At 65.2% G+C, this 14,414-nt stretch carries 14 protein-coding genes; 8 read left to right on the forward strand and 6 right to left on the reverse strand.

The features are described from left to right. The first annotated feature begins 69 nt into the window (after positions 1-69). A complete protein-coding gene (locus tag P0Y43_RS25850) occupies positions 70-726 on the forward strand; it encodes a response regulator (protein ID WP_275640083.1) in 657 nt (218 codons plus the stop codon). Here the strand turns inward: P0Y43_RS25850 and P0Y43_RS25855 are convergent. The 3 genes from P0Y43_RS25855 to hslO form a co-directional block, all read right to left on the reverse strand. Then, the gene (locus P0Y43_RS25855) at positions 716-1,150 is read right to left on the reverse strand and encodes an acyl-CoA thioesterase (protein ID WP_275640084.1); all 435 of its coding nucleotides are present in this window, start codon (positions 1,148-1,150) and stop codon (positions 716-718) included. The genes P0Y43_RS25850 and P0Y43_RS25855 overlap by 11 nt on opposite strands. A gap of 166 nt (positions 1,151-1,316) precedes the next feature. After that, a complete protein-coding gene (locus tag P0Y43_RS25860) occupies positions 1,317-2,864 on the reverse strand; it encodes a phosphoenolpyruvate carboxykinase (RefSeq protein ID WP_275640085.1) in 1,548 nt (515 codons plus the stop codon). A 179-nt stretch (positions 2,865-3,043) separates the two neighbouring features. Further along, positions 3,044-3,943: an Hsp33 family molecular chaperone HslO gene (hslO, locus tag P0Y43_RS25865; RefSeq protein WP_275640086.1), complete on the reverse strand. Its 900-nt coding sequence runs from the start codon at positions 3,941-3,943 to the stop codon at positions 3,044-3,046. A gap of 117 nt (positions 3,944-4,060) precedes the next feature. Between hslO and P0Y43_RS25870 the strand changes: the two genes are divergently transcribed. Beyond that, the gene (locus tag P0Y43_RS25870; RefSeq protein WP_275640087.1) at positions 4,061-4,861 is read left to right on the forward strand and encodes a phosphatase PAP2 family protein; all 801 of its coding nucleotides are present in this window, start codon (positions 4,061-4,063) and stop codon (positions 4,859-4,861) included. Between the two features lie 25 nt (positions 4,862-4,886). On the opposite strand, the gene P0Y43_RS25875 is transcribed toward P0Y43_RS25870, so the two are convergent. Beyond that, positions 4,887-5,291 carry an RNA-binding S4 domain-containing protein gene (locus P0Y43_RS25875; RefSeq protein ID WP_275640088.1) on the reverse strand — a complete coding sequence of 135 codons (405 nt, stop codon included), beginning with the start codon at positions 5,289-5,291 and terminating at the stop codon, positions 4,887-4,889. A 109-nt stretch (positions 5,292-5,400) separates the two neighbouring features. Here P0Y43_RS25875 and P0Y43_RS25880 point away from each other — a divergent pair, with 109 nt between their 5' ends. Together P0Y43_RS25880 and rimK are read left to right on the forward strand one after the other, a co-directional pair. Beyond that, complete coding sequence (locus P0Y43_RS25880; protein ID WP_275640089.1) at positions 5,401-5,883, forward strand: ATP-dependent zinc protease family protein; 483 nt, start codon at positions 5,401-5,403, stop codon at positions 5,881-5,883. Continuing rightward, positions 5,880-6,785 (forward strand): 30S ribosomal protein S6--L-glutamate ligase, encoded by a 906-nt coding sequence (gene rimK / locus P0Y43_RS25885; RefSeq protein ID WP_275640090.1) that lies wholly within the window; start codon positions 5,880-5,882, stop codon positions 6,783-6,785. The genes P0Y43_RS25880 and rimK overlap by 4 nt, the downstream gene beginning before the upstream one ends. A gap of 42 nt (positions 6,786-6,827) precedes the next feature. On the opposite strand, the gene P0Y43_RS25890 is transcribed toward rimK, so the two are convergent. Further along, a complete protein-coding gene (locus tag P0Y43_RS25890; protein ID WP_275640091.1) occupies positions 6,828-8,141 on the reverse strand; it encodes an ATP-binding protein in 1,314 nt (437 codons plus the stop codon). Positions 8,142-8,244: 103 nt separating this feature from the next. Further along, positions 8,245-8,985, reverse strand: a complete 741-nt coding sequence (ompR, locus tag P0Y43_RS25895; RefSeq protein ID WP_275640092.1) for a two-component system response regulator OmpR — start codon at positions 8,983-8,985, stop codon at positions 8,245-8,247. 228 nt (positions 8,986-9,213) lie between these two features. Here ompR and P0Y43_RS25900 point away from each other — a divergent pair, with 228 nt between their 5' ends. From P0Y43_RS25900 to P0Y43_RS25915, 4 genes are all read left to right on the forward strand, one after another. Beyond that, the gene (locus P0Y43_RS25900) at positions 9,214-11,538 is read left to right on the forward strand and encodes a Tex family protein (protein WP_275640093.1); all 2,325 of its coding nucleotides are present in this window, start codon (positions 9,214-9,216) and stop codon (positions 11,536-11,538) included. Further along, the gene (locus P0Y43_RS25905) at positions 11,538-11,921 is read left to right on the forward strand and encodes a PaaI family thioesterase (RefSeq protein ID WP_275640094.1); all 384 of its coding nucleotides are present in this window, start codon (positions 11,538-11,540) and stop codon (positions 11,919-11,921) included. Before P0Y43_RS25900 ends, P0Y43_RS25905 begins: the two co-directional genes overlap by 1 nt. 271 nt (positions 11,922-12,192) lie before the next feature. Then, complete coding sequence (gene gshA, locus P0Y43_RS25910) at positions 12,193-13,770, forward strand: glutamate--cysteine ligase (RefSeq protein ID WP_275640095.1); 1,578 nt, start codon at positions 12,193-12,195, stop codon at positions 13,768-13,770. Continuing rightward, positions 13,770-14,405, forward strand: coding sequence for a TetR/AcrR family transcriptional regulator (locus P0Y43_RS25915; RefSeq protein ID WP_275640096.1), 636 nt, complete (start codon positions 13,770-13,772; stop codon positions 14,403-14,405). Before gshA ends, P0Y43_RS25915 begins: the two co-directional genes overlap by 1 nt. The last annotated feature ends 9 nt before the right edge of the window (positions 14,406-14,414 follow it).

Genomic DNA, 14,414 nt, shown 5'->3' on the forward strand with positions numbered 1-14,414 from the left:
GCGCGGCAGTGCGCTTCCGGACCGAGCAGGCCTGCCGCCCCACTTCCCTAGCGAAACAGGCCTTGAACCATGCCCTGCCGAATCCTGCTTGCCGACGACTCGCCTCTTTTCCGCGCCGGCCTGCGCGCCTTGCTCGAACAAAAGAAAGACTACGCCGTGGTGGGGGACACCAGTGACGGCATGAGCGCCGTGGCGATGGCGGAAAAGCTCAAGCCGGACATCATCGTGCTGGACATGAACAGCGACGCCCTGGATTGCCAGCAGGTGTTGCAGGAGCTGTTCATCCGCGCCCCGGCCACCCGTGTGCTGATGTTCTCCGCGCGCTCCGAACTGGAACACGTGATGAGCTGCCTGCAACTCGGCGCCCAGGGTTTCCTGCTCAAGAACGCCAGCGTCGCTGAGCTCGAACAGGCGTTGCAGGCACTGCGGGGCGGCGGCCAGTACCTGTCGTCGGCGGTGCTGCCCCTAGTTATCAGCCAGGCCCTCAAGCACAACCGCAAGCGCCCGGTAGGCAACGTGCAGGTGCCGCTGACCACACGCCAACTGGAAATCCTGCGCCTGATCGCCCGTGGCGAGAGCACCCGCTCGATCGCCGACGGTCTGGGCCTGAGCATCAAGACCATCGAGGCGCACCGCTCGCAGATCATGCACCGCCTGCAGATCCACGACGTGCCCGGCCTGGTGCTGTTCGCCGTGCGCGAGGGGATCATCCGCCTCAACGATTGAGCGACAGCCCCGCCAGAATCAACTGCAGCGCCTCGGGCAACTGCGCTGGTCGGCCACTGGCGCGCTCGACGAACACCTGAACCACCGTACCCGCCGCACAAGCCTGCGGCTCGCCGGGGCGGAACAGCGCCAGGCGGTACTCCACCGTGCTGCCGGCCAGGCGCGCTACGCCCAGGCCCACTTCGAGCACGTCTGGGAAGCCCGGCAGCGCATAGAAATCCGCCGCCGAACTGACCACGAAGCCGGCCAGCGCACCGTCACGCAGGTCCAGCTCGGCCTGTTCGACCAGGAAGGCCTGGATGGCGGTCTCGAAATAGCCGTGCACGGTGGCGCCGGCCAAGTGGCCGTTGAGGTCGTTGTCCTGGGGGCGGGTGAGGATGGGGTGGAAGTGCTGGAAGGCCGGGCGTTCTAGAGATTCGCTCATGGGCTGTGCTCAGTTCATCGGAGGGATTGTGTAAGTGAATCAGAAATCCCCGGACTCGGGGCGCACATACCGACGCAATCGCGGGGCCAGCAGCGCCAGCCCCCCCTTCCAGACAAACGAAAAAGCCGCCCCGAGGGGCGGCTTCGTCATCCGAACCGGCGACCGCTTAGAGCTGCGGGCCAGCGGCCTTGATGGCGTCGGAAACGTCGAACTTCTTGAAGTTCTCGGTGAACAGCTTGGCCAGGCCCTTGGCGGCTTCGTCGTAGGCGGCCTTGTCAGCCCAGGTGTTGCGCGGGTTGAGCAGCTCGGTCTCGACACCCGGCACGGCCTTCGGCACGTCCAGGTTGATGATGTCCAGGTGCTCGGTTTCGGCACCGACCAACGCGCCGCTCTGGATCGCGGCGATCACGCCACGGGTGGTCGGGATGCTGAAGCGCTTGCCGACACCGTAGCCACCGCCGGTCCAGCCGGTGTTGACCAGGTAGACCTTCGAGCCGAAGCCGTTGATGCGCTTGATCAGCAACTCGGCGTACTCGCCAGCCGGACGCGGGAAGAACGGCGCGCCGAAGCAGGTGGAGAAGGTCGACTTGATGCCGCCGCCCGAACCCATTTCGGTGGAACCGACCAGCGCGGTGTAACCGGACAGGAAGTGGTACGCGGCCTGCTCGTTGTTCAGGATCGACACCGGAGGCAATACGCCGGTCAGGTCGCAGGTCAGGAAGATGACCGCGTTCGGCTCACCACCCAGGTTGGCTTCGGCACGCTTGGCGACGTGCTCCAGCGGGTAGGCGGCGCGGCTGTTCTGGGTCAGGCTGACATCGGCGTAGTCGGCGTGCTGGTTGGCGTCGAGAACGACGTTCTCCAGTACCGCGCCGTGCTTGATGGATTTCCAGATGACCGGCTCGTTCTTCTCGGACAGGTCGATGCACTTGGCGTAGCAGCCGCCTTCCATGTTGAACACGACGCCCTCGCCCCAACCGTGCTCGTCGTCACCGATCAGGTAGCGGCTCTCGTCGGCCGACAGGGTGGTCTTGCCAGTGCCGGACAGGCCGAAGAACAGGGTCACGTCGCCCTCTTCACCGATGTTGGCGGCGCAGTGCATCGGCAGCACGTCGGCGGCAGGCAGCAGGAAGTTCTGCACCGAGAACATGGCTTTCTTCATTTCACCGGCGTAGCGCATGCCGGCGATCAGCACCTTCTTCTGGGCGAAGTTGAGAATCACGCAACCGTCGGAGTTGGTGCCGTCACGCTCTGGATCACAGATGTAGTTGGCGACGTTGAGGATCTGCCACTGCTCACGGCCGGCCGGGTTGAACTGGCCTTTCTCCGGGTTGATGAACAGGCAACGGCCGAACAGGTTCTGCCAGGCGGTCTGGGTGGTCATCTTGACCGGCAGGTAGTGCTCGGCAGCGGCCCCTACGTGCACGTAGGACACGAAGTGATCCTGGGCGTTGTTGAACGCCTCGACGCGCGCCCACAGGGCATCGAACTTGTCGGCCGGGAACTTGCGGTTGATCGGGCCCCAGGCAATGGCGTCCTGGGTGGACGGTTCTTCGACGATGAAACGGTCAACAGGCGAACGACCGGTACGGTGGCCGGTTTCGACGACCAGTGCGCCAGTATCGGCCAGCACGCCTTCACCGCGGGACAGCGCTTCTTTTACCAGCTCATCGACGGTCAGGTCGGTGTACACGGTGTTGTTGGCTTGCGTCATGAGATACCCCATCCGGCCCGAGGCCGAGTGCTCCAAACGTTTTGTAGTTGCTTGTCTAAAACTACTACAGCGAAAAAAGTGGCCGGATTATGCCAGAAACGCCCAAAAAAAGTAGGCCCCTCCTGTCGTAACTGCGCTTTCGCGCGATTAGACAGGAAAATCTCCTGTAGTGAAGCGTTTCAGTGAAGAGTTTCCGACGCTTCGTCCGTGCCACCACCAGCGAACAATTGCGCCACGTCGTTGGCATCGAAGAAATAACGCTCGTTGCAGAACTGGCAGTCGATCTCCACCGTGCCGCCGCATTCCGCCACCAACGCCTTCGCATCGTGCTCGCCAAGACTGACCAATGCGTTGCCGGAACGTTCGCGTGAGCAACTGCAGTGGAAACGCAGGGGCTGGATATCGAACAGGCGCACGGCATCTTCGTGATAAAGGCGGTGCAGCAGTGTTTCGTTGTCCAGTGCCCACTCTTCTGGCTTGAGGGTACCGGCCAGGGCGACCACGTGCTGCCAGCTTTCTTCGCGCTCTTCGTCGTCCGGCTGACGGTCGCGTGGCAGTTGCTGCAACAGCAGGCCACGGGCCTTGCCGTCCTTGGCGTCGAGCCAGAAACGGGTGTTCAGCTGCTGCGACTGCACGAAATAGTTGGTGAAGCATTCAGACAGGTTTGCGCCGTCAAGTTCCACGGTGCCTTGATACCGCTGGCCTTTGACCGGGTCGATGGTCAGGGTCAGGTGGCCGCCGGGCATCAGTTGCTCCAGCGTCGCAGCGGCGGGAATCTGTTCTGCCTCGTAACGCGCCATGCCACGGATTTCGCGCTCACCGGAGCATTCCACCATCAGCAAGGGAATCGGCCCTTGCGAACGCGCCTGCAGAATCAGCAAGCCGTCGAACTTGAGCGCGCCGACCAACAACGCGGTCGCCGCCATGAGCTCGCCAAGCAGCTCGGCGACCGGTTGCGGGTAGGGATGACGAGCCAGCACATCGGCGTAGCTGCGATCTAGCGCCACCCACTCGCCGCGCACATCGCGCTCGTCGAAGATGAAACGTTGGGTGAAATCGGTATCAGGTAAATCGCTCATGGCTTCTGGCTATCTGAAAAATGCTGAAGGAATGACAAAATGTTGCAAGAGCCTGAGAAGGCCTTCGCAGAGCGTATTACCGCGCTCACATTTCGCTGCATGCAATAGAGGTAGTTTATGGAGAATCGACCACTGTTCCAACACAAGTGGTCCTGGGGACCTTTGACAGCCTGCACCCTGCTGCCCCTTGCCTTACTGTGTTTCTGGTTATGGCCGTTTGGCCAGATCCTGTGCCTGACTTTCGACGAGTGGCTGTTCCACAGCCTCAACGGCCCGTTGGCCGACAACAGCGCCTGGCGCTATGTGTGGACACTCGGCAGCCTGCGCCCCTTCGACATCGTCGTCGGCCTGGTGCTGCTCAGCCTGCTGATCCGCGGCGACTGGGTGTTCGAGGCCTGCCAGGTGCGCCGGGCGCTGTTCGGCTTTCTCGTCAGCCTGATCCTCTTAGTGGTGGTGCGCGCGCTGTTTTCCAAGTGGGTGGATGCATCGGGGTGGCAACACGACAGCCCGTCGATGGTGTTCGAGGACGCCATTCGCCTGAGCAATTACTACCCACAGCTGGAGGCCCACTGGGAGCTGAAGGACCGCTCCAGCAAGAGCTTCCCCGGTGACCATGCCTCGGTGCTGCTGCTCTGGGCGCTGTTCATGGGGATGTTCAGCCGGCGCGCAGTGCAGAAGCTGGTGATCTGGGGGCTGGCCGGGCTGTTCATGCTTCCACGGCTAGTGGCGGGCGCACACTGGGGTCAGGACGACTACATCGGTGGCCTGGGCATGGCGCTGCTGGCGCTGGGCTGGACCGTGCATACGCCGCTGGCGGCACGGGCCAGTTCGGCGCTGGTGCGCTGGACCGAGCCCTTGTTCGGCATGCTAGAGAAGGTGCCGCTGGCCGGGCGCTTGAGCGTGATCCGCAGGCACTGATCGATACAGGGGCTGCCACGCAGCCCTACGCCTCGTAGCTGCCCTGCAACTGATGAATCTGCCGCCGCTGCTTCTTGGTCGGACGCCCGTCGGTGGTCACCCCCATGGCGCCGGCCTTGCGCAGCTCGGCCGCCTGTTCGCGGCGGCGCACGCTGTCCTCGGTCTCTTCGTACAGCGCCTGCGCCTGCGGCGCGCCCCGCCGCACCACCGACAGCGCCTTGACCACCACGGTGCGTTCGTCGAACCCGGTGCGCAGCACGAACTCATCCCCTAACCGCGGCTCCTTGCCCGGCTTGCAGCGCTCGCCACGGCAATGCACCTTGCCACTTTCGATGGCCGCCTTGGCCAGGGCCCGGGTCTTGTAGAAGCGCGCCGCCCAGAGCCATTTGTCCAAGCGTACCTTGTCGTCTTCGTCAGACTTGCCTGCCATACCCTTCCCTCGAATTCTGTCTTTAACGGAACTGTACTACCGTAACTGGCGGATGCAAAAAGTCCGCGCCGTGCTTACAGTTCACCACCTCATTCGCAGGGTGTGCTTCGTGAAAACATTTGACCATCTGACAGTGATTGGCCTGCGCGAGTGGGTCGCCCTGCCCGACCTCGGCCTGGCCGGGCTGCGCGCGAAGATCGACACCGGCGCCAGCACCTCCAGCCTGCACGCCACGGAGGTCGAGACCTTCGAGCGCGACGGCCAACCCTGGGTGCGCTTCACCGCCCACCTGGGCTCGGTGGTGCAACTGCGCCACCGACGCTGCGAGGCGCCACTGGTGACCATGAAGACCATCAAGAGCTCCAACGGCCAGGCCCAGACCCGCTACGTGATCCGCACGCCACTGGCGCTGGGCGACCGGGTGTGGGAGGTGGAGTTCACCCTGGCCTGTCGCAAGAACATGCGCTATCGCCTGCTGCTCGGCTCCAAGGCGCTGATCCATGGCCAGTTGGTGGTCAACCCGGGCCTGAAGTACGTCCAGGACAAACCGGCCTTCCCGGCCACCCTTTCCCCTGTCACAGGTGCTGCATGAAGATCGCCATCCTGTCGCGCAACCCGCGCCTGTATTCCACCCGCCGCCTGGTCGAGGCCGGTACCCAGCGCGGCCACGAAATGGTGGTGATCGACACCCTGCGCGCCTACATGAACATCGCCAGCCACAAGCCGCAGATCCACTACCGCGGCAAGCCGCTGGAGGGCTTCGATGCCGTGATCCCGCGTATCGGCGCCTCGGTGACCTTCTATGGCTGCGCGGTGCTGCGCCAGTTCGAGATGATGGGCGTGTACCCACTCAACGAATCGGTGGCCATCGCCCGCTCGCGTGACAAGCTGCGTTCGCTGCAACTGCTGTCACGGCGCGGCATCGGCCTGCCGATCACCGGCTTCGCCCACTCTCCGGACGACATCCCCGACCTGATCCAGATGGTCAACGGCGCACCGCTGGTGATCAAGGTGCTCGAAGGCACCCAGGGCATTGGCGTGGTGCTGTGCGAAACCACCAAGGCGGCCGAATCGGTGATCGAGGCGTTCATGGGGCTCAAGCAGAACATCATGGTTCAGGAGTACATCAAGGAAGCCGGCGGCGCCGACATTCGCTGCTTCGTGGTCGGCGACAAGGTCATCGCGTCGATGAAACGCCAGGCCAAGCCGGGTGAGTTCCGCTCCAACCTGCACCGGGGCGGGGTGGCCAGCCTGATCAAGATCACCCCCGAAGAACGCATGACCGCCATTCGCGCGGCCAAGGTGATGGGGCTGAGCGTGGCCGGTGTGGATATCCTGCGCTCCAATCACGGGCCACTGGTGATGGAGGTGAATTCCTCGCCGGGGCTGGAGGGGATCGAGGTCACCACCAGCAAGGACGTGGCCGGGATGATCATCGAGCACCTGGAGAAGAATGGCGGGCCGAACCAGACGCGGACCAAAGGCAAAGGCTGAAAAACGCCACCGCGCCCAGTCGGCGCGGCGGCAGCATTGGCGTCACACGGCGTCGCGCGGCAGCAACAGCCCAAGCGGCAAGCGTACCCGCGCCTCGATCCCGCCACCGGACCGATTACGCAGTTCGACATTGCCGCCATGCTGCGCGGCAATGCGCTTGACGATCGCCAAACCCAGCCCGGTGCCCTTGCCCCCACGCGCGCGGTCGCCGCGGATGAACGGGTTGAAGATGGTTTCCAGTTCCGATTCGTCGATCCCCGTGCCACGGTCGAGCACGCTGAGCACCACGTACGGCGCGCCCTGCTCACCGGACACATAAGCCGCCACCTCGACGCCCTTGCCCGCATGGTGCAGCGCATTGCCGATCAGGTTGCCGAGCATGCGCTTGAGCGACACCCGCCGCAGCGGGAACGGTGGAATCGGCTCCAGGCACAGGCGCACACGCTCCTGCGGCTGGTTGTAGGGCGCCACGACCTCGCGGATCAGGTCGCCCAGGTCGACCTCCTCCACCGGCTCGTCACGGCCATCGCGGATGAACGCCAGGAACTGGTCGAGAATCGCGTCCATGTCTTCGATATCGCGGACCATATCGTCGGTCAGGTCGTGGTCGCTGGCCATCAGCGACAGCGAAAGACGCAGGCGGGTGAGCGGTGTGCGCAGGTCGTGGGATACCCCCGCCAGCATCAGCTCGCGCTCGCGCCCGGCCTGCTCGACGTCCTCGGCCATCTGGTTGAAAGCGCGGTACACCTCGGTCATCTCGCTGGGGGTGTCGCTGATCGGCAGGCGCACGCTGCGCCCCTGACCCAGCTGCCGGGCGGCGAATACCAGGCGCTTGAGCGGCTGGTTGAGCTGGCGCACGAAGATCCACGCCGAGGCGGTGGACAACAGGCCGATGGCCAGGAACCAACCCAGCACATTCCAGATTTTCTGCCCGCGCAGCGGGTGCGGATACAGCGGCACCTTCAGCCAGCCCGGGCCCAGGCTTGGCGCGTTGACCCACAGCGCCGGCGGCGCGTGCACGCGCAGGCGCACCTCGGTGTCCTCGCCCAGTTCGGCCTGCATCTGGCGCTGGTAGATCTCGCTGTAGGGCCAGTGCTGCTCGCCTTCCGGCACGCCCGAGCCGGTCACGCGGATCAACCCTGCCGCCTCGGCGATCTTGTCGCGGTTTTCCTCGTCCGCCGCCCAGTAGGCGCGCAGGGTCAGCGCCACGCCGTGACTGTATTGGCGGTCGACCAGGACATCCTCGTTCATCAGCAGGTACACCAGGGTCAGCGCCTTGGAGAACAGGACGACGATCAGCACCAGCCACAGTGTGCGGGCGAAGAAGCTTTGCGGGAACCAGAGAGGCGTTTTCATTCAGGGCAACTGCACGATGCGGGTAGCGAATGGGTAATACCGAGAACCGTAGACGCAAACAGGGCGACCCAACCGGGTCGCCCTGTCGCGCGTTGGCGCCGGCTCACTTGCCGGCGTTTCCGTCCGGCACGAAGACGTACCCCACGCCCCAGACTGTCTGGATATAGCGCGGTTTGGACGGGTCGGGTTCGATCATCCGGCGCAGGCGCGAGATCTGCACGTCGATGGAACGCTCCAGCGCATCCCACTCCCGGCCACGGGCCAGGTTCATCAGCTTGTCGCGGGTCAGCGGTTCACGGGCGTGCATGACCAGGGCCTTGAGCACAGCGAACTCACCGGTGGTGAGCATGTGCACTTCCTCGCCACGCTTGAGTTCGCGGGTAGCCAGCGACAGCTCGTAGTCGCCGAAGGTGACGGTCTCGTCTTCGCTGCCGGGGGCACCCGGCACGCTCGGCGCCTGACGGCGCAGCACGGCCTTGACCCGGGCCACCAGCTCGTCGGGGTTGAACGGCTTGGCCAGGTAGTCGTCGGCGCCCAGCTCCAGGCCCTTGATGCGGCTAAGCTCGTCGCCCTTGGCGGTGAGCATGATGATCGGGATCTGGTTGTTCGCCGCGCGCAGCCGACGGCAGGCGGACAGGCCATCCTCGCCGGGCAGCATCAGGTCGAGCACCACCAGGTTGAAGACTTCACGGGCCAGCAGGCGGTCCATCTGCTCGACATTGGGCACGGCGCGGGCGCGGAAGCCCTTGCTGGTGAAGAAACGTTCCAGCAGGCTGCTCAGCCCTGGGTCGTCGTCCACGATGAGAATCTTTTCGCCTTCAGCATTGTTTGCGGTGCCGGTCATGAATAACTCCTCTTAGATCGCTGCGCATTATGGCGTAGCCACTGCGCGGCGTGCCGTGTGCATTGTTAGCAGATTTTTCCCCTGGTGCCACTTCCGGGCCATGGGCAACTGGCCTCGCGCCATCACCGCAAGCCGGGCGCGATGGGTATAATGCGCGCCTTTCATCCAGCGCCGCCGGGCCTGAGCGCCCACCCGCGGCCGTGTATTCACTATTTGTCAGGTGGTTTTATGGACAGCATCAACAGCCGTATCGCCGAGGAACTGGGCGTGCGCCCACAACAGGTCGAAGCGGCCGTGGGCCTGTTGGACGAAGGCTCGACCGTGCCTTTCATCGCCCGTTACCGCAAGGAAGTGACCGGCAGCCTGGACGACACCCAACTGCGCCACCTGGAAGAGCGCCTGCGCTACCTGCGCGAACTCGACGAGCGCCGCGCCAGCATCCTGGCCAGCATCGAGGAGCAAGGCAAGCTGACCCCGGAGCTGGCCCGCGAAATCAAGCTCGCCGACACCAAGACCCGCCTCGAAGACCTCTACCTGCCGTACAAGCAAAAGCGCCGCACCAAGGGCCAGATCGCGCTGGAAGCGGGCCTCGGCGAGCTGGCCGACGGCCTGTTCGACGACCCGCAACTGACCCCGGAGACCGAAGCCGCACGCTTCGTCGACGCCGAGAAGGGCGTAGCCGACGTCAAGGCCGCCCTGGAAGGCGCCAAATACATCCTCATGGAACGCTTCGCCGAAGATGCCGCCCTGCTCGACAAGCTGCGCAACTTCCTCAAGCAGGACGCGGTGCTCAGCGCCCGCGTGGTGGCCGGCAAGGAAGAGGAAGGCGCCAAGTTCCGCGACTACTTCGCCCATGACGAACTGCTGCGCAACGCACCGTCGCACCGCGCCCTGGCGATCTTCCGCGGGCGCAACGAAGGCGTGCTGAGCGCCTCGCTCAAGGTCGGCGAAGAGCTGCCCGGCACCCTGCACCCGTGCGAGGTGATGATCGCCAGCCACTTCGGCCTGGAAAACCGCAACCGCCCGGCCGACAAGTGGCTCGGCGAGGTGGTGCGCTGGACCTGGAAGGTCAAGCTCTACACCCACCTGGAAACCGACCTGTTCGGCGAGCTGCGCGACAATGCCGAAGGCGAGGCGATCAACGTCTTCGCCCACAACCTGCACGACCTGCTGCTGGCCGCCCCGGCCGGCCCGCGCGCCACCCTGGGCTTCGACCCGGGCCTGCGCACCGGCTGCAAGGTCGCGGTGGTCGACGCCACCGGCAAGCTGCTGGACACCGCCACCGTCTACCCGCACGCGCCAAGGAACGACTGGGACCGCACCCTCGCCGTGCTCGCCGCCCTGTGCGCCAAGCACGCGGTGGAGCTGGTGGCCATCGGCAACGGCACCGCCAGCCGCGAGAGCGACAAGCTGATCGCGGAACTTGTGAAGAAGTACCCGGCGCTGAAGCTCACCAAGATCATGGTCTCCGAGGCCGGCGCCTCGGTGTACTCGGCCTCGGAACTGGCCGCCCGCGAATTCCCCGACCTGGACGTCTCGATCCGTGGCGCCGTGTCGATCGCCCGCCGCCTGCAGGACCCGCTGGCCGAACTGGTGAAGATCGACCCGAAATCCATCGGCGTCGGCCAGTACCAGCATGACGTGTCGCAGGTGAAACTGGCGCGTGGCCTGGACGCAGTGGTCGAGGACTGCGTGAACGCCGTGGGCGTGGACGTCAACACCGCCTCGGTGGCGCTGCTGACGCGGATCTCCGGCCTCAACGCGACCCTGGCGCAGAACATCGTCGCGCATCGCGACGCCAACGGCCCGTTCGCCACCCGCGCGGCGCTGAAGAAGGTCAGCCGCCTGGGCGAGAAGACCTTCGAGCAGGCCGCCGGCTTCCTGCGCGTGATGAATGGCGACAACCCGCTGGACGCCTCGGCGGTGCACCCGGAGGCCTACCCGCTGGTGCAGCGCATCGCCGCCGACACCGGCCGCGACATCCGCTCGCTGGTCGGCGACAGCGGCTTCCTCAAGCGCCTGGACCCCAAGCAATTCACCGACGAGACCTTCGGCCTGCCGACCGTCACCGACATCCTTCAGGAACTCGACAAGCCGGGCCGCGACCCGCGCCCCGAGTTCAAGACCGCGTCGTTCCAGGACGGCGTCGAGGACCTCAAGGACCTGGAGCCGGGCATGATCCTCGAAGGCGTGGTGACCAACGTCACCAACTTCGGCGCGTTCGTCGACATCGGCGTGCACCAGGACGGCCTGGTGCACATCTCGGCGCTGTCGGAGAAGTTCGTCAAGGACCCGCGCGAAGCGGTCAAGGCCGGCGACGTGGTCAAGGTCAAGGTCATGGAGGTGGATATTCCGCGCAAGCGCATCGGCCTGTCCATGCGCATGGGCGACACCCCGGGCGAGAAAGTCGAGGGCAACCGTGGCGGTGGCCGCGGCCAGGGCGGCAACCGTTCGCAGCAGGCGCCCCGCCCGCGTGAAACCGCCACTGCGGCACCGGCCAACAATGCCATGGCGTCGCTGTTCGCCAACGCCAAGCAGTTGAAGAAGAAGTGATGGACGTTCCGAAGGAGTACGTCGAGAGCGCCTTCAGCCAACTGCTCGGCTGCCGCCTGCAACACCTGGAGGACGGGGTCGCCACGGTGGCCCTGGCGCTCGAGCCGCAACTGCGCAACCGCGGCCAGAAGCTGCACGGCGGGGCGATCTTCAGCCTGGTGGACATCGCCATGGGCCTGGCCTGCTCGGCCAGCCATGGCTTCGACCAGCAGAGCGTGACGATCGAATGCAAGATCAACTACCTGCGCGCGGTCAGCGAGGGCGAGGTGCTGTGCACCGCGCGGGTGCTGCACGCAGGGCGGCGCACACTGGTGGTCGACGCCGACGTAGTCCAGGGCGACAAGCTGGTGGCCAAGGCGCAGGGAACCTTCGCGGTTCTCTAGCTCCCGGTGGGGCATCTGCGGTATTTTCGCTGGCATTGATCCGGGCCGTTGCGCGCCCCATCGCGGGGCAAGCCCGTTCCTACAAGGCTTCGCATTTACCTGTAGGGGCGGGCTTGCCCCGCGAAAGGGCCCGCCGCTCCCTCGAAGATTCAGCGCCGTGACCACCGGAACCGCGTAAACCAGGCGACAACGCCAGTTCCTTTGTCCCTACCCTTGTAGACCGTCAACTCTACCCCCATATTGGGGCGACTGACGCGTGAAGGAATCCATCTTGAGCGACCTCCTCAACCGCCGCCTGAGCCTGCTCGGCGCCAATCTCCCCCTGCTCAAGCAGTGCCTGCACGGCATTGAGCGTGAATGCCTGCGCGTGACCGACGAAGGTCGCCTGGCCCAGACCCCACACCCGGAGGCCTTGGGCTCGGCGCTGACCAACGAGCAGATCACCACCGATTATTCCGAGTCGCTGCTGGAGTTCATCACCCCAGCCCTGACCGACCCGGCCCAGGTGCTCGACAATCTGGAAGACATCCACCGCTTCGTCAGCGGCCAACTTGGCGACGAATACCTGTGGAGCCCGTCGATGCCCTGCACGCTGCCGGCCGAGGAGGACATCCCGATCGCCGAGTACGGCAGCTCCAACATCGGCAAGCTCAAGCATGTCTACCGCAAGGGCCTGGCCCTGCGCTACGGCCGTACCATGCAGTGCATCGCCGGCATCCACTACAACTTCTCGCTGCCCGAGGCCCTGTGGCCGCTGCTCAAGGCGAGCGAGGACGGTGAAGGCAGCGACCGCGACTACCAGTCGGCGGCGTACATCGCGCTGATCCGCAACTTCCGCCGCTACAGCTGGCTGCTGATGTACCTGTTCGGCGCCTCGCCAGCGCTGGACAAAGGCTTCCTGCGCGGGCGCCCGCACCAGCTCGAGGAACTCGACGCGCAGACCCTCTACCTGCCCTACGCCACCAGCCTGCGCATGAGCGACCTGGGCTATCAGAGCAACGCCCAGGCCGGCCTGACGCCGTGCTACAACAACCTCGCCAGCTACACCGACAGCCTGCGCAAGGCGGTGGGCACGCCCTACCCGCCCTACGTGGAGATCGGCACGCACAAGGATGGCGAGTGGGTGCAACTGAACACCAACATCCTGCAGATCGAAAACGAGTACTACTCGAACATCCGCCCCAAGCGTGTCACCTACACCGGCGAGCGGCCGATCCAGGCCCTGATGGCCCGTGGCGTGCAGTACGTCGAAGTGCGCTGCCTGGACATCAACCCGTTCCTGCCGGTGGGCATCGACCTGCCGCAGGCGCGCTTCCTCGATGCCTTCCTGCTGTACTGCGCGCTGAACGACAGCCCGCTGCTGGAAAACGGCGAATGCGGCCAGGCCACCGACAACTTCCTCACCGTGGTCAAGGAAGGCCGTAGGCCAGGTCTGGAACTGCGCCGTGACGGCCAGCCGGTGGCACTGAAGGAATGGGCCAGCGAGCTGATAGCGCGCATCCTGCCGCTGGCCGAGCTGCTCGACCAAGCCAATGGCGGCCAGGAGCACGCCCAGGCCCTGCGCACCCAGCAAGCCAAGGTCGACGACCCGGAGCTGACCCCTTCGGCCCAGGTACTGGCCCGCATGACCGAGCACGACGAGAGCTTCATCGAGTTCTCCCTGCGCCAGAGCCGCCTGCATGCCAAGAACTTCCGCGAGCAGCCACTGCCCGCCGCGCGCCAGCAGGCGTTCGAGGCCCTGGCGCGCGAGTCCCTGGCCGAACAGACGCGCCTGGAGCAACAGGAAGTCGGCGACTTCGACCTGTTCGTCGGCGCCTACCAGGCCAGCATCCTGGCGATCAGCAACTGATGAACCGTAGCGCCACCCCGCGCAAGCCACGCGCCAGCAGCCAGGCGAGGATCGACGCGATCCTCGCCGCGGCCCGTGAGCTGTTGGCCGAGCACGGGGTGGCGGGTCTGTCGATCTACAGCGTGGCCGAACGGGCGCAAATCCCGCCCTCTTCGGTGTACCACTTCTTCGCCAGCGTGCCGGCGTTGCTCGAAGCGCTCACCAGCGATGTGCACCGAGCCTTCCGCGACGCCCTGGGCGCGCCGATCGACAACCGCGCGTTGAATACCTGGCATGACCTGTCGCGGCTTATCGAACAGCGCATGCTCGACATCTACAACGAGGACGCCGCCGCCCGGCAGTTGATCCTCGCCCAGCACGGCCTGAGCGAAGTGGTCCAGGCCGACCGCCAGCACGACCTGGAGCTGGGCAAGCTGATGCACACGCTGTTCGACCAGCACTTCCAGCTTCCGACGATGCCCACCGAGGTCGATGTGTTCGCCCTGGCGATGGAACTGAGCGACCGGGTCTACGCCCGTTCGATGCAGTTGCACGAACAGATCACCCCACGCATGGCCGAGGAAGGCATGCGGGTGTTCGAAGCATACCTGGGGCTGTACCTGCCGCCGTTCCTGGCAAAGCGCTCGCCCCACTGACGCAGCAAC

The sequence above is a fragment of the Pseudomonas entomophila genome (genome assembly GCF_029193575.1).
In the GTDB taxonomy this organism is placed as follows: domain Bacteria; phylum Pseudomonadota; class Gammaproteobacteria; order Pseudomonadales; family Pseudomonadaceae; genus Aquipseudomonas; species Aquipseudomonas entomophila_G.